The 17,458-nt window shown below is 55.1% G+C and carries 12 protein-coding genes; 6 read left to right on the forward strand and 6 right to left on the reverse strand.

Annotated features, from left to right (window positions below; translation table 11 throughout):
- Nucleotides 1-515: 515 nt before the first annotated feature.
- A complete protein-coding gene (locus tag G565_RS24300) occupies nucleotides 516-2,204 on the forward strand; it encodes an ABC transporter substrate-binding protein (protein WP_051207968.1) in 1,689 nt (562 codons plus the stop codon).
- A gap of 64 nt (nucleotides 2,205-2,268) precedes the next feature.
- Here the strand turns inward: G565_RS24300 and G565_RS0114575 are convergent, their stop codons facing one another.
- The gene (locus tag G565_RS0114575; protein WP_028671561.1) at nucleotides 2,269-3,213 is read right to left on the reverse strand and encodes a nucleoside hydrolase; all 945 of its coding nucleotides are present in this window, start codon (nucleotides 3,211-3,213) and stop codon (nucleotides 2,269-2,271) included.
- Entirely contained in the window at nucleotides 3,210-4,130 is a 921-nt protein-coding gene (locus G565_RS0114580; protein WP_028671562.1) for a ribokinase, read from the reverse strand. Before G565_RS0114580 ends, G565_RS0114575 begins: the two co-directional genes overlap by 4 nt.
- 168 nt (nucleotides 4,131-4,298) lie before the next feature.
- Here G565_RS0114580 and G565_RS0114585 point away from each other — a divergent pair, with 168 nt between their 5' ends.
- Nucleotides 4,299-4,715, forward strand: a complete 417-nt coding sequence (locus G565_RS0114585) for an HIT family protein (protein ID WP_028671563.1) — start codon at nucleotides 4,299-4,301, stop codon at nucleotides 4,713-4,715.
- Nucleotides 4,716-4,729: 14 nt separating this feature from the next.
- Here G565_RS0114585 and G565_RS24305 read toward each other — a convergent pair whose 3' ends face one another.
- Entirely contained in the window at nucleotides 4,730-6,100 is a 1,371-nt protein-coding gene (locus G565_RS24305) for an MATE family efflux transporter (protein WP_051207970.1), read from the reverse strand.
- Nucleotides 6,101-6,269: 169 nt separating this feature from the next.
- Between G565_RS24305 and G565_RS0114595 the strand changes: the two genes are divergently transcribed.
- The gene (locus G565_RS0114595) at nucleotides 6,270-7,178 is read left to right on the forward strand and encodes a helix-turn-helix transcriptional regulator (protein ID WP_084649408.1); all 909 of its coding nucleotides are present in this window, start codon (nucleotides 6,270-6,272) and stop codon (nucleotides 7,176-7,178) included.
- Nucleotides 7,179-7,730: 552 nt separating this feature from the next.
- Entirely contained in the window at nucleotides 7,731-10,997 is a 3,267-nt protein-coding gene (locus G565_RS0114600) for a carboxypeptidase-like regulatory domain-containing protein (RefSeq protein ID WP_028671565.1), read from the forward strand.
- 149 nt (nucleotides 10,998-11,146) lie between these two features.
- Here G565_RS0114600 and G565_RS0114605 read toward each other — a convergent pair whose 3' ends face one another.
- Nucleotides 11,147-12,661: a fumarate hydratase gene (locus tag G565_RS0114605; RefSeq protein ID WP_028671566.1), complete on the reverse strand. Its 1,515-nt coding sequence runs from the start codon at nucleotides 12,659-12,661 to the stop codon at nucleotides 11,147-11,149.
- Nucleotides 12,662-13,095: 434 nt separating this feature from the next.
- Here G565_RS0114605 and G565_RS0114610 point away from each other — a divergent pair, with 434 nt between their 5' ends.
- Nucleotides 13,096-13,851 carry an enoyl-CoA hydratase gene (locus G565_RS0114610; RefSeq protein WP_028671567.1) on the forward strand — a complete coding sequence of 252 codons (756 nt, stop codon included), beginning with the start codon at nucleotides 13,096-13,098 and terminating at the stop codon, nucleotides 13,849-13,851.
- On the opposite strand, the gene G565_RS0114615 is transcribed toward G565_RS0114610, so the two are convergent.
- Nucleotides 13,814-15,031 carry a benzoate/H(+) symporter BenE family transporter gene (locus tag G565_RS0114615; protein ID WP_037339481.1) on the reverse strand — a complete coding sequence of 406 codons (1,218 nt, stop codon included), beginning with the start codon at nucleotides 15,029-15,031 and terminating at the stop codon, nucleotides 13,814-13,816. The genes G565_RS0114610 and G565_RS0114615 overlap by 38 nt on opposite strands.
- 106 nt (nucleotides 15,032-15,137) lie before the next feature.
- Between G565_RS0114615 and G565_RS0114620 the strand changes: the two genes are divergently transcribed.
- The gene (locus G565_RS0114620) at nucleotides 15,138-15,680 is read left to right on the forward strand and encodes a helix-turn-helix domain-containing protein (RefSeq protein ID WP_028671569.1); all 543 of its coding nucleotides are present in this window, start codon (nucleotides 15,138-15,140) and stop codon (nucleotides 15,678-15,680) included.
- Nucleotides 15,681-15,727: 47 nt separating this feature from the next.
- Here the strand turns inward: G565_RS0114620 and sbcB are convergent, their stop codons facing one another.
- Nucleotides 15,728-17,317, reverse strand: a complete 1,590-nt coding sequence (sbcB, locus tag G565_RS24310) for an exodeoxyribonuclease I (protein WP_051207972.1) — start codon at nucleotides 17,315-17,317, stop codon at nucleotides 15,728-15,730.
- Between the last annotated feature and the right edge of the window lie 141 nt (nucleotides 17,318-17,458).

The following is a 17,458-nucleotide window of genomic DNA, read 5'->3' on the forward strand; positions in this document are numbered from 1 at the left end:
TTACCACCAAGCGGATCCGACGACCAATGGAGGACGTTGGCATCTTTCTGAAAAATCGCCCTTTCTGGACGGGCACTAGTTAGTACTGGCGTGGGGTTCGCTCAGAGGTTGAGCGACCCCCTGTTTTGACTGGACAATAGCAATATCGTTGGCAGAGAACGTCATTAATAGTTCTAATCAAATGCAATAGATCGACTAGACAATTGAACCAATGCAAGCGAAGTTTCCGGACTATTCATCCGGTGGGCGGATTTCAATTCGATTTTCGATTACTCGCTTGTAACCCAGAGTGCTGAGTCCTTGGGCTGGTTTCCAGCCCCTTTTTGATTACGACAGGTAATGTTTGGCGTCTATCGATAGAGGCGATGGAGTATCAAGCCTCAAAAAGCCTTACCTAACCCCACTATAAACAATAAAACCTGCATGGCCGTGGTATTTAATCCGGCATGATCAGGTAAACCGTGAAGGTTGCTCCCATGTTAAATCCCCTCTGCTGCATCCGGGCTGTCGTCCTGATGATGTGCTGTGCCTGCCAAGTAGCCCTGGCCGATGTTCTGGATAGCTGGTTAGATCAGGAATTCACCCCTTCCACGCTGACGCGGGAGCAGCAACGGGCCGAACTCGACTGGTTCAGGTCCGTTGCAGAGCCGTTTCAGGGTATGACGATTAATGTGTTGAGCGAGAGCATTGCGACGCATGAATACGAGGCAGACGTATTGGCGCGTGCTTTTTCTGAAATAACCGGGATAACGGTGAATCATGTTATTACCAGAGAAGACCAGGTTATCCATCAGCTCTGGTTACAAATGATATCAGGGACCAATGAGTACGATTTGTTTGCCAATGATTCTGACTCTATTGGAACGCACTTCAGATCCGGAAAAATATTGTCGCTCAGTGATTTTATGGCCAATGAAGGCCAGGCAGTCACATTGCCAACTCTGGATATCGATGACTTCATTGGGCTCGATTTCGTGCGCGGTGCCGATGGCGAGATCTACCAATTACCGACGCAACAGTTCGCTAACCTATATTGGTTTCGTTATGACTGGTTCGAACGTCCCGACTTGAAAGTCCGGTTTGCCGATCGTTATGGGTACGAACTCGGCGTGCCCGTTAACTGGTCTGCCTACGAAGATATTGCCGAATTTTTCACTGACCATGTAGAACAGCTGGACGGTCAGCGCGTCTATGGCCATTCAGACTACGGCAAACGGGACCCTTCACTTGGCTGGCGCTTCACCGATGCCTGGTTCTCGATGGCCGGTGCCGGAGACCCTGGTCTTCCTAATGGACTGCCGGTGGATGAATGGGGCATTCGGGTAGACGATTGTCGTCCAGTGGGTTCCCATGTGGCACGCGGCGGTGCGACGAATGCTCCAGCCTCGGTATACGCCCTGACTACCTACGTTGACTGGTTAAAGCGGTTTGCGCCACCCGAGGCGCAGGACCTGACGTTTGGTCAGGCCGGGTCGTTGCCGGCTAAGGGTAATATTGCCCAGCAGATTTTCTGGTATACCACCTTTACACAGGATCTGCTGCAACCGGGCTTGGCCATCACCCATGCTGATGGAACACCCAAGTGGCGAATGGCACCCTCTCCGCATGGCGCTTACTGGGAAGAGGGCATGAAGCTGGGGTATCAGGATGTGGGTGCCTGGACGATCCCCCGGTTTATGAGCACTGAACGCCAGCAAGCCGCCTGGCTTTACGCACAGTTCACCGTGTCGAAGACAGTGTCCCTGAAAAAGACACTGACGGGGCTGACTCCGATTCGGGATTCCGACCTGGCCTCTGATGCAATGACCGAAATAGCGCCAAGGCTTGGTGGCCTGGTCGAGTTCTACCGCAGTCCGGCCCGCGAATTCTGGACCCCAACGGGCAATAACGTGCCCGATTACCCAAGGCTTTCCGAGCGGTGGTGGCCGAATATTGCCGATGCAGTGTCGGGGGTCAGGTCGCCCCAAGAGGCCTTGGATCAATTGGCCACTGAGCAGGATCGGGTTATGTCGACGATGCAACGAACCTTTCAGACCGATATCTGCGGTCCGCACATAGCATCGCTTGCCGATGCTGAAGGCGCCGCGTACTGGCTGGCGCAACCGGGTGCACCCAAGGCAGCTCTGGCTAACGAAAAGCCGTCTGGGCAAACCATTCAGTACGATGATTTGCTGAGGGCCTGGCAATCCGGGCGTGCGCGATGAGGCTCCTTAGGTGTGGTAGGGGCGGGGCGGCGTCAAGCCAGTACTCGCCATGCCCCCGGTGAAGTCAGCCCGACAGTGTTCGTTCAAACAATGAAAGCACCCGGACGTCATCCACTTCAATGGCGACTTTAGCCAATGGCCGATTTTCCCAGCCTTGTGTTGGAAAGGTGCGTCCCTCAGGGGCCATCATGGTTTGGCCGATAGCCAGGCCATCGGTAGCCACCCGAATGGCACCGTGCCTGCAGCCAAACAGAGAAGGATCCAGAACATAGGCGATGGTCGCGGCGTCGTGGAAATAGCAGCCGTCAATGCCCATGGCCTCGCGGTAAAAACTGAAATAATGCTGCGCCGCTTTGTTTAGAAAACCACCCTGATCGGGGTTTGCGGCTTCAATGCGCTCCAGCACGCCGGCCTTAAGCAACACCTGGTGAGTTACATCCAACCCAAGCATGGTCACGGGCCAGTCTGCGCCAAACACTGCGTCGCCGGCGTGAGGGTCGTTGATCAGATTCGCTTCAGCCACCGGGCTTACATTGCCGGTTTCGTGGACAGCGCCCCCCATCAAAACCACTTCTTTCACCTTGGAGGCGATGTCCGGATCCAGCTCTAGCGCCAGCGCCAGATTGGTCAGTGGGCCCAGGGCAACCAGCGTGATTTCGCCAGGGTGCGCATTGACGGTATCGACAATGAAATGGGGCGCGCTGCGGACATCGCGTTTGGCCGTCGCTTCGGGCCAGTTAATATTGCCAAACCCGTCCTGGCCGTGAACATAGTCAGCGTGTTTGCGCGGCGCCATCATCAGAGGGGTATTGGCACCCTTGGCAACCGGGACCGTTTTCCCGGCGAGTTGGCTCAGTGTCAGGGCGTTCACGGTCGCGCGCTCGGCGCTGACGTTACCGAACACCGTGGTGAGCCCTAAAACCTCAATCTGCTCAGCGCGAAAGGCGAACAAGATAGCCATGGCATCGTCGATGCCAGGGTCCGTGTCGATGATGATCTTGTGCGTCATGCCGGGTCTCCGTCTTTGGGTGAATGAGCGTTCTTGCTAATAAAGGCCTGAGTTTCCGCGAGCGTGGGGATGGACGATGAAGCCCCCAACCGGGTCACGCATATCGCTGCAGCGGCTGTCCCCAGTGCCATGGCCTGTTTCGGACTTTGGCCCGTGGCCAGTGCCGACAGGGCGTACCCGATAAAAGTGTCGCCGGCGGCGGTAGTATCCACAGCCTCGACTGAGTGGGCAGCCACACTGTCGCGAAGGTTCTGATGCAAATACACCACCCCCGCCTTGCCCAGCGTGAGCAGTATGTGCAACTGGGGGTAGGTCTTAACCAGGGCCGCTTCAGCTGCGGCGACTGTCCGGGTTTCGGTCAGGTCCATGGCTTCGATTTCATTGACGATCAGCCAGTCAATCTGCCCCAGTAGCGGCCTGACTCGCTGCACATCCATGGGGGCCGGGTTGAAGGCCAGGGTCAGTCCCTGTTTTCGGGCCTGCGCGACCGCGGCCTCGAGACCGTTGGTTTCATTCTGCATCAGCAACCAGTCGCCACTGCCGGCTGTGGCGAGTGCCTGCTGCAGATGTGCGTCAGTTACGCAATGGTTTGCACCCGGGTACAGAATAATGGCGTTCTCGGCGGCTGTCGTCAGTTGTATGATGGCGTGACCGCTGGCCTGATTCAGCAAGGTGATATGATCTGTATTGACGCCAGCTTCCTGCAATTGGGCCAAAGCCCAGTCGTCCTGTTGGCCCAGAGCGCCCAGGTGTCTTACTTCAGCCCCGGCGCGGGCCAGTGCAATGGACTGATTGGCCCCTTTGCCCCCCAGCACAGTCTGATAGTCTGTTGAGCTCAGGGTCTCTCCGGGTCGCACGAAATGGTCGACTTGATACAGGTGGTCAATATTGATGGAGCCAAGGTTATAAAGGGTCATAATGACATTCCGGCCGTCAGTCAGAGAATGGAAATGGCAGCACCGCCGCTGTTCATCAGTATGGCAGTGGTTTAGCCTGGCAGTGAAGTTCGCTAAGATTAACCCGAATACCGACAGTAAACCAATCGGTCAGGTTTTGAGCCATCCGGTCGACCACAGGAGTTTGTTATGGCCTACGATCCAAACAACATCTTTGCAAAAATGCTGCGCGAGGAAATCCCCTGCATTAAGATCTACGAAGACGAACACACTCTGGCGTTTATGGACATTATGCCACAGACCGATGGCCACGCCCTGGTGATCCCCAAAGAGCAGGCTGTAACCCTGATGGATTTGTCTGACGAGGCGGCGGCGCACTGGATTCAGAGTACGAAAAAAGTCGCTGCTGCCATAAAGGCTGGGTTGAATGCGTCGGGCGTGGTGTTGTTTCAACTCAATGGCGAAGGTGCGGGCCAAACCGTCCCGCATGTCCATTGTCATGTTATTCCTGGCTCTATCGCTGATTTGCGCCGGCCTCATGCCACTACCGCAGCCGATAACGAGCATCTGAAAGCACTGGCGGAAAAGATCAAAGCGGCATTCTAGCGGGTGTTCATCGTTTAAGCCGGAGCCACCACGGTTTCCGGCTCCTCAGCCAAGTTGGCTAGCCAGTGGCGGCGGCGGACGCGCCAGTATACGCCTGTGGCTTTGATCACTTCCTCGCTGAGCACCAGTGCATACACCCAGACAAACGGCAGTTGCCAGACAAAGGCCGCGACCCAGGTGAGCGGCAAACCCACCAGCCAGAGCGCGACCATGTCCATTCCGAGGCAGAATTTGCTATCGCCCCCGGCGCGCAAGATGCCTTGAATAGCCGTCATATTGAATACCTTAATCCAGAACCCTAGGCACATAACGATCATGGCCCACTGCGTCTGGCGAACGGTCTCGACATCTTGAATGGCCAATACCGTCAGTAAGAAGGGTGAGCCAATCAGCAATAACACTCCTATTATCAAAGAACCCAGAGGCGCCATCCACATAAAGCGGTTAGCAAGCCACTGGGCTTCATCGAACTGACTGCGGCCAAGTCGCTGACCAATCATGATGCCGCAGGCGTTAACCAGGCCAAAAAAAAGCGAGTGATACATCCCCTCAATCGGCGCAAGCAAACTCATGACGGCCAGTGGAACAGTGCCCATTCGGCCAGCGATCAGAGTGTAACCGAGCGATCCGACAGACCAGAGTGTGAAGTTCAGGACCAGCGGCCAGGTCAGGGTGAAAAATCGCTTTGGCAGCGTTGACTGACGCAGCCCGAAAAACGCACTGACGGTCAGATGCAGGGTACGGGTACGCTGAACATCAACCGCCATCCAGCCAACCTGGAACAGGCGCGCGAGTACGGTTGCGATGGCCGCGCCGGTAACGCCCAACGCTGGAACACCCAAGCCACCGTTAATGAACCAGTAGTTCATGACAATGTTGAGCCCAATGGCCACCACTGCATATTTCAGGGGCCAGCCAGTGCGGCCAATAGCACGCATTGCCGATTCGTAGACGATGATGCCCTGAGTGGTGAACAGAGTCAGGCCGAGCAACATCATGTACGGGGTGCCCAGAAGAATAACCCCGGGGTCCTGTGTGCCCAGGCGCACCAGAAACTCCGCATTCGTTAAAACCACCAGAGTAAATGGCAGCATGATCAGAGCACCCACACACTGCGATAGTGCCAGCGTCTGCCGGACCTTTTCATGGCGACCCGCGCCAAAGTACTGGGCGCACAAAATACTGCAGCCGGTGCCCAGTGCCGCCATGATCAGGATCAGCACAAAATTCAGTTTGGCGGCCAGGCCGACCGCTGCAACCGCCTGGCTGCCCAGATGGCTGACCATGAGTACGTCGGCCATGGCCAGCGCTGAGATCAGCGCCGACTGGAATGCCACAGGCAAAGCCAGTGCAAACACTTGTTGCCAAAATACCCGATAGCTCATTGAATCTCCGTGTGCACTGGGAGGTGTGCGCTGATGATTGAACTGTGAAAATAGATGCTTTAACCCAAAAACGACTATTCTAGGCGGCAGAAGGTTGTTGAAAAAATGATAAAAAAGGCTTTAATTGCGCAGCATTCTAAGTGCTGGGTTAACCGGGAGCTATGTGTAGATGAATCATCGACCTGTGAATATGGATCATGAGGAGTTTCAGGACGTACTGATTCTCGGCCCTGAATGCCGGGAGAGATTTCTGATTGCCGAAGAGATTCCAGAGCTGAGAGACCACCACCTACACATGGGGGGCGTCAGTTGGTTGCGTGGTCGCTATCACGTTGGCCGCAAGGATCCTGATATTCACACCTTACTGTTTACACAGGGCGGTGGTGGTCAGGTCCATCTGCCCGGACGTACAGAAGCGATTGCCCCCGGAAGCGTCACTCTGTTACCCGCCCGTCAGCCATTTTTGTTTGAGCTTGGTGAAGGGCAGCAGGAATGGCGGATGGCCTGGCTGCTGCTGGACGATTCCAACGTCTGGTCTGCACTGCGGGGGCAATCTGCTGAGGTGTTTCAACACGACCAGGTTTGGGCTATTTCGCCGATGATGGACGCACTTTATCATCAAATCAAAACGCCAAGACGACGAAGGATGGTCGGGTTGATCAGTGAGTTGCTGACGGAGCTACTGCTCCGGGAGACGGGCTACAGTCGGCTTGAAATGACGGTACGGCAGGTGTTTGCCCAGTTGGAGGAGCAATTGCATCAACGTTGGTCTCAGGCACGTTTGGCCGAGCGTGTGCACTGCTCGGTACCGCATCTGAATCGGGTATGTAAAAAACTCTATGATCAGGGCCCGATGTCGCGTTTGTCCGATCTTAGATTGCAGCGAGCAGGGGAGTTACTGGCAAGCAGCAACTGGCAAGTCAGCCAAATCGCACAACGGGTTGGTTATGCAGATGCTTTCAATTTCAGCCACTGGTTTCGCGGCAGAACGGGAATGTCGCCCAGTCAGTTCAGGGAATATTCACGAAGTCGGTCCGCGTCAGAACAAGAGGGGAAATCACAGGAAGCAGCGACATGATCGTCAATACGTTAGTGTTTCTGGTTGTTTTTTGCTCAGCAAGAGTCAGAGGATCGCTCACTCCCAGTATCGAAAACGAGTATTGTTTTCCAGGTTTTCCTTGGCTTTAGGCGTTTCTGGTCAGACTTGGTTTTTGATTCTATGCACATTGACGGGTGTTCGTATGTAAGACATTACCGACATTTTTTGTTGATGACGAGTCAATCACAAAAAAAAATATTGGGAATTAACTCTGATTGACTTGGGTGCGTCGAAACCGTTTCATACACGCGCCGAACGCGAGCATGTCGTCGCGGCAAACTGAGCATGAAGTTCAGTAGCACGATCCAGCCCGAGGAGTTCTGATCAGCTCCATACGGGTTGCGAAGGGAACAGTTACAGACAGGGAAAGACAAGGACGAAGCGTCTTTGATCTCTTATTCAATCCTACGCCTGCGGGCGCAGCGATCCTCTATTTCCCTTTCTGACTGGCACTCTCGATAGCGTATCGCGCTGAATTCGTATTGCGTGAAGGAATGCAATGCGACACCTGAAAAGTCATAGGAGAAAGAAATGTCTGAAGGCATTTGGAATAAAAAATTACTGGTTGCTGCTGTCGCAGCAGGTACCCTGGTTCTGGTGGGTTGTGGTGAAGACGACTCAACTAGCAGCAACAGCACGAACAGCGCCGAGTCATCACAGTACGTCAGTGTTAACAACCCGCGTGGTGCTATCACCGGGCTGGTTACTGACACCAATGGTATGCCCATCGAAGGTGCAACCGTTTATCTGGGCAACCAGTCGGTCGTAACCAATGCGGGTGGCCAGTATTACTTCAGCGACGTGGCCGTCAGCCAGACCGTTCGCAACGACAACGACTCCTACGCCCAGGCGCTGGCACTGACCATTGTGCCGCCAGCCCAGTACCTGAAAGCCAGCGTAACCGTTACTCCGCAAGCGCAGATCTTCAATGGCTCTGAAGCCAATGCAGACAGCAGTGAAGTTACCAACCCGGTTACTACGTTCATCGATGGCTTTAATGCATCGGCCGGAACCGCCGTGTTGCCAGAGAAAATGGCTACCGTTAAAGGTGTATTGCGCAGTGCAGACAGCGGTGAAGCTCTGGCACAGGTAAACCTGGCGCTGGACATGATTTCTACGGCCTCAGGTGTCGATCAGGAACAGGATCAGGATGGCGTAGTCACCAGCTACGGCATTGAATCTGTTACTGCTACAACCTCTGCAACCGGTGCATTTGAATTCAGCAATGTTCCTGCAGACGCGTTTCTCAAGCTGGCAGCTGACGGCTACACCGTATCAGCTCAGGCAGATACATCAGACGAGTACACGCCGTATGAACTGGGTAATGTTAAAGCTACCAAGGTTCTTAGTGAAGATACCATCGCACCTTGGGTGAAAGCCGTTGCCCAAGTGGTCGATCAGACTGCTACTCGCGGTATGTTGAATGACGATGTTACTACTCAGTTCACCATCGAGTTCAGTGAAACAATGGCTGGCATCGACGTTGCTGGTAACTCCTTGTTGATTCGCGATGTCGACGGTGGCGCCTATTTGTCACACAGTGCCAGCCTGAATGGTAAAGTACTGACCGTGACTCTGGACTCAGCTCTGGTCGCCGGAAATGAGATCGATGTGCTGTTGTTGCGTGATGACTTCCGCGATACAGCTATGCCGTCAAATTCTGTTGGTACTGATAAATACGATGTTGCCACCGAATCGCTGATTGACTCCCCAGTTGAATACGATGAAGACTTGATCACCAGCGTCGGCAGCAACTATGTCCGCATCAAGCTGAAGGCCTACATCGAAGCAAACCAGAATGCAGAAGCGGTTGACCTGACCGATACTCAGCAAACTGAAGATGTAACCGGTTTTGGTTCTTTGCTGCAACTTCAGGCGGACAACAATGCCTTCCTGGATGTTGACGACGAACGTGACGGTATTCAGCAACTGAACACTGCTGACGACAACGACTCTAGTAACGTTGCTGACGCAGCAGAACGCATGGAAGACCTGGCCGGTGCTATTGCGGCGACCGTTGGTTACATCGATGACACCAGCGTTGAAGCCAATGCGGCTGGCATTGAGTTTGCTTCTACCGTAGCTGACTACTATGAAATGGACGTTATTGGCAGCAATGGCTTGTCCAAGTTCAACGGCCTGGTCAATAAGCGTCTGGTCGGTGCAACGTTCGACGGTGGCGTAGCCAACCGTTTTGTGTCTGACGTGAGCGAAGGTGAAGCGGTCTACCTGGTAGTGCAAGGTGTAGAGCCGGGCGACATCGTCACCATCACGCCCTTCGATCAGTTCGGTTACAGTGGCCAAGCGGCATCGTTGACGCTGGAAGACAACGTCGCGCCGACCACCGTGCTGCAAAAAGCCTATGGTGTAAATGCTGACAACAACAACGGTTCTGTATCTAGCCTTCAATACGGTAACGGTGGCGAGCAGTCATCAACGCCGGATGTTGAGCCAGGCATTCCGTTCCTGAACATCACACCGCGTATGTTGAGCGTTGTCGATGGTACCAGCGACGGTACAGAAGAGCTGGGTGTTGAAGGTCTGCTGACACTGAAACCTTTGTTTGACCTGAACCTGGTCAACAACATTGCCGGTGATGCTAACCAGGGTGAATACTTCATCGACGAATTGGACTTCGATGCGGCTAACATTCCAGGTTCTACAGCGGGTATCTACGATGCCGTCGCTTACGGTAGCTGGATCGCAGATACGGCAGCACGCACCCGCACCATCGGTGTTGCTATGTCCGAGAGTGTTGAGCTGACTGGAACGGATCCGGTAGCGGATACCACCCTGAATGCTGCTATTAGCAACTTCGTGGCTAACAACAACGTCAACATTGAAGACGACGGCGAATCAACAACGGCCGATCTGGTTCAGTTTGACATCACTGATGTTGTGACGTTTGGTAACCAGGATCACGGTTCAATCATCGACTTCCAGGCCTCTATTCAGGAAGCATCGGAGAATGCTGGTTCATCCAATGCGAAAGTGGTTGTAGGCGATGCCTTGCCTCCGATGGTGGTAAGCGCTAGCTATGAAGGTGACGAATTCGTAATCAACTTCAACGAAGCGATCGCTATTGATACCAGTACTCAGATTGTATTGGGTGGTCAGACCATCACCATGGATATCGATACCGTCAATGCCTTTAACGGTCAGACTGATAAAACCGTTTTGAGTGTTCTGCCAAGTGCCTGGGGTGATGACCTGAACCGTACTGCGATCTTTACATTGGCTCAGTACAATGAGTCCGATGCAGCATCCGGGTCATTCCCATCGGATCTGTACCGTCACGCCCGTCTGGATTTCAGTGACGTGGAAGATGTGCTGGGCAACAGCTGGAACGATTTCTCGATTGGCAACGCAGCCGATGACAACGAGTTCTTCTTCCACCAGCCTGATTTCGCAGCGATTGATGAAACCGGTACGTTCCGGGTAACAGGTACTGACGACGGTACCACTCTGAACTCTGACACTGTATCAGTTCAGTTCACAGGTACTCACCCGATCGACCTGTCTGGCTGGGACGGTAACAACAACGGTACCATTGCTCAGAATGAGTTCGAAAACCAGTTTACTTTCACCGATGCCAACGGCGGCGGTGCAGAGATAAACACGGCCGACGATACTCATTCTCTGGAGGTTAGCAATGGCGGACGGACGTTGACGTTCACTTTCGTCATGGTTGGCAATGTTGAAGACGGGGATAACCTTATCGTCAACTCTGCCTGGGAAAGCCAGTGGGATGCATCCGAGACCTCGGCTCCTGCCAACTCCGACGTTGATTTCGAGTAATCCCTCTCGAAACCGGGTGGCCGCGGCCACCTGAACTTGATGGCCCGAATCGTATGATTCGGGCCTTTTTTTTGCCTAACTATTATTGTCAGTCGTTCAGCCGTAAAAAAACCCGCCAGAGCGGGTTTTCATCGAAACGACATTCGTCGTTAGCTTACTTCTTTGGCCAGAATCTTGGCCGCCCATTCTTTGGGACCCGTCTGGTGAACCGAGCTTCCCTGAGTATCCACGGCCACTGTGACTGGCATGTCTACCACATCAAACTCGTATATGGCTTCCATTCCCAGGTCTTCAAAGGCGACGACGCGGGCTTCGCGAATCGCTTTGGATACCAGGTAAGCCGCACCACCGACCGCCATTAAATAAGTGGCCTTATGACGGGCAATGGACTCGATGGCAACCGGCCCACGTTCGGCTTTACCCACCATGCCGATCAAACCGGTATGTTCGAGCACGGTATCTGTGAACTTGTCCATCCGGGTGGCCGTTGTCGGTCCTGCCGGGCCTACCGCTTCATCACCCATGGGGTCTACCGGGCCGACGTAATAGATCATCTTGTTGGTGAAATCTACCGGCATTGGCTCGCCTTTGCTGATCATATCGACCATGCGTTTGTGTGCCGCATCGCGACCGGTATACATCTTGCCGTTAAGTAACAGGGTTTCACCGGGTTTCCAGTCGAGCATCTGGTCTTTGGTCAGGGTATTCAGATCGACTCGACGCGCTTTGGGGCCGGCATCCCAGACGATGTCCGGCCAGTCTTCCAGCTTGGGTTCTTCAAGCTTGGCGATGCCGTTTCCGTCGAGCACAAAGTGAGTATGGCGGGTAGCCGCGCAGTTGGGGATGATCGCAACGGGTTTGTTCGCTGCGTGGGTCGGTGCGTCCATGACTTTAATATCGAGTACCGTCGTCAGGCCACCGAGACCCTGGGCGCCGATGCCCAGCTTGTTCACTTTTTCGAACAATTCAAGCCGCAGTTCTTCACCGCGATTACTCGCCCCACGTTCCTGCAGTTCCTGAATGTTAATCGGTTCCATCAGGGATTCCTTGGCCATCAGCATGGCTTTTTCGGCCGTACCGCCGATGCCGATGCCGAGCATGCCGGGCGGGCACCAGCCTGCGCCCATTTCCGGAACCACTTTCAGCACCCAATCTACGATCGAATCGGAGGGGTTCAGCATGGCGAATTTGGACTTCGCCTCGCTGCCGCCGCCCTTGGCCGCTACCTGAACATCAACGGTATTACCGGGCACCACTTGGGTGTGAATAACCGCCGGAGTATTGTCTTTGGTATTGGTGCGCTTGCCGTCCGGATCGGCCAGCACGGAGGCGCGCAGAACGTTGTCGGGGTGCAAATAGGCTCGACGAACGCCTTCGTTGACCATGTCTTCAACGCCCATGGTGGCGCCTTCCCAGCGAACATCCATGCCGATTTTCAGAAATACGGTCACGATGCCGGTATCCTGACAGATGGGGCGGTGGCCCTCGGCGCACATGCGACTGTTGATCAAAATCTGGGCCATGGCGTCTTTGGCGGCCTGGGATTCCTCGCGTTCATAGGCCTGGTGCACAGCCTGAATAAAGTCTTTCGGGTGATAGTAGGAAATAAACTGCAAGGCGTCTGCGACGCTCTGGATAAGATCGTCCTGCTGAATGACGGTCATGAAGGGCTCCTCTGCCGGTCTGCTCGGTGGCGCGAAGTGTACAACACTTTTTCGGGAATCGGGTCAGTACAAAAGCATTAACTTATCATTCAAATTCCGGGGCTAGTTGAGCGGTCTTGGGCCGCGGAGGCCACCGGTTATGCCTCTGAGGGGTCGGCGTGAATCCGTCAATGGCGGTCCGACGTCTCGGGTCTAGGCCGCAGGATATGAATCTCCCCGTGGGATTCACCCTTCGGGCTCGCTGCGCTCATGCTAAAACGCTCCTGGCGTTTTAGTCCATGCTGCGGACTCCCCCTCAGAGGCACAACCGGCACCCGCTTACATTGTGCAAAGCTCAAATCTTGATCTAATAAGGGTGAGGCTAACCCAATGGCACTTGCAAAATTCAAACGCTCGTTTAAATTGTAGGGTATCGGAAACCAACAGGAGCTCCCATGAGCGAGATTATACAGCGGGTGCATAACGGCGTGCTGGAACTGACGCTGAACCGCCCCGAAAAACGCAATGCCCTGACTGAGGCCATGTACATTGAGTTGAAGCATATACTCGATGAAGCCAAGCATAATCCCGAAGCGCGAGTCGTTCTGTTGTCCGGTCAGAAGTTCTGTTTCACCGCCGGTAACGATCTGAAAGATTTCATGGAACACCCGATGGAAGACGACGATGCTCCGGTGCTGCGCTTCTTGCGCACCATGGCCGACTTCCCCAAACCCATTGTTGCCGCCGTTAACGGGCCTGCCGTTGGCATTGGTACTACCTTATTGTTGCACTGCGACTTGGTATACAGCGGCGACAGTACGGTGTTCCAACTGCCGTTCGTTAATTTGGGGCTGGTGCCTGAGTTCGCGTCGTCATTTCTGTTGCCATTAAAGGTGGGTCATGTCAAAGCGGCCGAATGGCTGATGCTGGGCAAGAGCTTTGGGCCTCAGGAGGCGCTCGAAGCGGGTTTGATCAACGCTGTTTTTGGCGACGAAAATTACCTTCAGGCTGCCCATCAGCAGGCGCAGCTGTTGGCCGCCCAGCCGCCCAAGGCAATTGAGTTGACCAAAAAACTGATGAAGCAGCATTTTATGAGCATTACGCTGAATACCATTGATGATGAAGCTCGCCATTTTCAAAAACAGCTGAAAAGCGATGAGTTTCGTCAGGCCGTCAGCGCTTTTTTTGCCGCCAAGTCGGGCTCTGAATAAGGCGGGCCAGGTAGCGTCGTTCGCGAATCAGATAACCGAACACCAGCCCCCAGAATGCGCCGCCTATACCGAACAGGGTGACATTGCCTACGGTGACCAGAAAGGTCACCAGGCTTGCTTCCCTTTCCTGTTCCTCCTGTAGGGCATTTACCAGGCTGTTGGCAATGGTGGGCAGCAGCGCAAGGCCGGCCAGTGTCATGATGTAGGCCCCGGGCAAAGCCTGAAACAGGGCGATAACCGAGGCGGCGAGCAAGCCCAGCAATGCGTAAGTGATGCCCGCGGACACCGCAGCGGTATAACGCCGTTTGGGGTCCGGGTGAGCATCAGACGTCATACAGATGGCGGCCGTAATGGCGGCAAGGTTCAGGGCGAAGGCACCGAAAGGGGCCAGCACCAGGGTCGTCAAACCGGTCCATTTCAATACGGACGAGGTGGGTGAGTGATAGCCAGCCGCGGTCAGGGTGGCAATGCCTGGCAAATTCTGTGAGGCCATGGTGACTACAAACAGCGGTAGGGTCAGGCTGAACATTGCTTGCCAGCTAAATTCCGGCCACTGCAGTACCGGGCGTGTCCACGACCAGGCCCAGGCATTGTCAGCTACTTCATTCAACGCCAGTGCCAGTACCAACCCCACCAGTGCCACCAGCAGAACGGCATAGCGTGGCACCCACAGCCGCGCCAGAAAATAGACGACTGCCATGGAGCCTGCCAATACCGGTGCCTCGGTCAGTGAGGTCGCTGCATTCACGCCAAAGGGGAACAACACGCCAGCCAGCATTGCACTGGCCAGGGCTGGGCTCAGCTTCTGCGTCAGTCGCTCGGCCTGGCCGGTAAAGCCCGCCAGTGTGATGAACACCCCGGTCAGTATAAAAGCACCAATAGCCTGAGACAGTGAAAAGCCGGACAGGCTAACGATCAGTACCGCAGCGCCCGGCGTTGACCAGGCGGTTACCAGCGGCAATCGGTGTTGCACCGACAAGCCAACGGAGGTGATGCCCATACCCAGCCCGAGTGCCCAGAGCCAGGAGCTGGCCTGGGCCGGCGTCGTACCGGCCGCTTCAGCCGCCTGAAAGATCAAAACCGCTGAGCTGCTGAAGCCAACCAAAACCGCAACGACACCCGCGCTTAGGCTACTGAGTGACACATCGTGCCAGAATTGACGCCAAATGGGCCTGCGCATGGTCGGTTCTCCGTGGTTTCAGGGTTGTGCGTTATAGCGTACAATCGTGCTAGCCTAGCAGCGTGCGTTATAGCGCACAAGCGTTCAGTGACCAGGAGAGATTGCCATGTCGGATATACAGCAGCAGTTCGCTCACCGGCTAAAGGAGTTGCGCGCGGCGCGTGGCTGGAGTCTGGCTAGAGCGGCGACTGAAACAGGGGTCAGTAAAGCCATGTTGGGGCAGATAGAGCGGGGCGAGTCGAGCCCCACTTTGACAACTTTGTGGCGGCTGGCGAAGGGGTTTGATGTTGGGTTCTCTACCCTGATTGAACCAGTCGATGCGAGCTCGGGCAGTTTTCAGACGCGGGTGACGCCGCCGGACAGTGCATTGACGGTTAAAACCCTGCTTCCTTTTGTAGCCGATCTGCACACTGAAATGCTGGACGTTGAGATTGAGGCGGGTGGCATGCGCGAGTCCGATTCTCACCGCCAGGGTGTGATCGAATGCGTTCTGGTTCAGTCGGGCGAGCTAGCGGTTTACAGTGATGCCCGGTGGCACCGGTTGCAGGCGGGCGATGCGTATCGCTTTCGGGCCGATCAACCGCACGCCTACCGCAATGAATCACAGGACAAGCCCGCTCAGTTTCTGAATCTATTGGTGTATCGATAGCCAAGCCGTCTGTTGAAATTTGCCGAATTTCAGCAACCTGTTAGGGTTCAGAACAGGCCCAACTGAGGCCCGTCGTCTGGCTGGGGGTCTGTATTTTCTTTGTTTTCCGAGTCAGCGGGCGTCGACTGAGAAGGCCCGGTGGTAGGCGCTGTGATCGTCTCTGATACCGGTGCCTCGGTCTCTCGCAGCCAGCGTTGCTCCTGCTGTTGCAACCAGGTTAACACTTGCTTCAAATCCTCCCGATCCGGGTGTTTTTCGATCAGTTGCTGCGTTGCGATTAGAGCATCACTGAGCGTTAGAGTGCTGCCCCAGTCCGGGTCAGTCAGATGGGTCTGAACCTGGTGGCGCCACTGGGTTTGCTCACCGGCACTGAGGCTATCCGGAAAATGCCGGGCGCGGGCAAGTAATACCAGGGCTTGCTGACGATCGTCCTGTAAACCGTCTGCCAGGCCCGGCCAGGTTTCGGGGTGGCGGTTAGCGCGCCTGATCTCGTTCAGAATGCCGCGATCATGGTCGCCTATGAAACCCTGATATAGCGCTTGCTGTGGATCGGCCGGGGCAGGGCGGTCGGTGGTTTTAAACACTTCGCGGGCCAGCGATACCAGGTCGTGCCAGCGATCAAGAATTGCCAGATGCCGGGCGATGCGGGCGGGCTCAATACCAAAACGTTCACAGGTGGCTTCATCGAGCATTCGGTAGGGGGCAATCATTGGGCACCGGTTCAAATGCAGGGTTCGCAATGGGGGTCTTACGATGCCCTCAGGCAAAGATTCAGTGGGGCTGTACAACCAATTGCGAACGTCATCGGCGTTGTGGTCCAGTAGCCAGCCGGGATCCTGCATCAGGTCCAGAACGATGATTTCATTGCGCCGGTCGGGGTGCTCCATCAATGGAACCTCTATCGTCAAGCAGCCCTGGCGAGCGGGGATTCGGCCGCTGACGTGGAGCATGGGCTGGCGCGACTCCAGCGGTAGTTGCCGGCGCACCTCATGCTTGAACCGCAACGACAAGGCGTAGTTGAACAACTTGGGTTGCCGGTCGCGGATCAGCCGCGCCAACGCAATGGTCGCCAGAACATCGCTGACCGCATCGTGTGCTTTGGCGTGTTCTATGCCGTTGGCGGCTGTTAGCTGTTCCAGTTTAAAAGAAGGGTCTCCGTTTTCATGGCGTGGCCATTCGATGCCTTCCGGGCGCAATGCGTGGGTCATGCGCACCACATCGAGCAAATCCCATCGGCTGTTCTGATTGCGCCATTCGCGGCTATAGGGGTCGAGCAGGTTCCGATAGAGCAGAAACCGGGTGAACTCGTCGTCGAATCGCAAGCTGTTATAACCGACAGTGCAAGTACCGGGTTCAGACATGACTGCATTAATCCGGCTCGCCAGTTCCCATTCGGTCATGCCCTCCTGTTGGCACTCGCCCGGCGTCAGGCCGGTGATCATCACCGAGCCCGGGTCGATGACGGCATCTGGCAGCGGCTTGCATTTCCAATCCATTGGTTCGCCAATAATGTTCAGGTCGGCATCGGTTATCACCGCTGCAAACTGGGCGATGCCATCCCGGGCCGGGTTAATGCCCCAGGTTTCATAGTCGTACCAGAGGAATTGCCGGGGAGCTGTCGGGGAGGGTTTGGGCATGGGTTCCGGTGTCCTGTCGGAGCAGTAGTGCTCTGTCCTGCTTGGGTTTACACTGTGGTGTCAGTCTTTTTGCTTGGCTGAATACAGTGGTCCGCACAGACGCCTGACAATGGCGTCATATACGCATAGCCTATCATTGAT

It is taken from the genome of Saccharospirillum impatiens DSM 12546, from assembly GCF_000423605.1.
Classification (GTDB): Bacteria; Pseudomonadota; Gammaproteobacteria; order Pseudomonadales; family Natronospirillaceae; genus Saccharospirillum; species Saccharospirillum impatiens.

Excerpts from the sequence above, each read along its gene's own strand:
- G565_RS24300 (WP_051207968.1), top strand. The coding sequence starts at position 516 with ATGATGTGCTGTGCCTGCCAAGTAGCCCTGGCCGATGTTCTGGATAGC.
- G565_RS0114575 (WP_028671561.1), bottom strand. The coding sequence starts at position 3,213 with ATGACGCACAAGATCATCATCGACACGGACCCTGGCATCGACGATGCC.
- G565_RS0114580 (WP_028671562.1), bottom strand. The coding sequence starts at position 4,130 with ATGACCCTTTATAACCTTGGCTCCATCAATATTGACCACCTGTATCAA.
- G565_RS0114585 (WP_028671563.1), top strand. The coding sequence starts at position 4,299 with ATGGCCTACGATCCAAACAACATCTTTGCAAAAATGCTGCGCGAGGAA.
- G565_RS24305 (WP_051207970.1), bottom strand. The coding sequence starts at position 6,100 with ATGAGCTATCGGGTATTTTGGCAACAAGTGTTTGCACTGGCTTTGCCT.
- G565_RS0114595 (WP_084649408.1), top strand. The coding sequence starts at position 6,270 with ATGAATCATCGACCTGTGAATATGGATCATGAGGAGTTTCAGGACGTA.
- G565_RS0114600 (WP_028671565.1), top strand. The coding sequence starts at position 7,731 with ATGTCTGAAGGCATTTGGAATAAAAAATTACTGGTTGCTGCTGTCGCA.
- G565_RS0114605 (WP_028671566.1), bottom strand. The coding sequence starts at position 12,661 with ATGACCGTCATTCAGCAGGACGATCTTATCCAGAGCGTCGCAGACGCC.
- G565_RS0114610 (WP_028671567.1), top strand. The coding sequence starts at position 13,096 with ATGAGCGAGATTATACAGCGGGTGCATAACGGCGTGCTGGAACTGACG.
- G565_RS0114615 (WP_037339481.1), bottom strand. The coding sequence starts at position 15,031 with ATGCGCAGGCCCATTTGGCGTCAATTCTGGCACGATGTGTCACTCAGT.
- G565_RS0114620 (WP_028671569.1), top strand. The coding sequence starts at position 15,138 with ATGTCGGATATACAGCAGCAGTTCGCTCACCGGCTAAAGGAGTTGCGC.
- sbcB (WP_051207972.1), bottom strand. The coding sequence starts at position 17,317 with ATGCCCAAACCCTCCCCGACAGCTCCCCGGCAATTCCTCTGGTACGAC.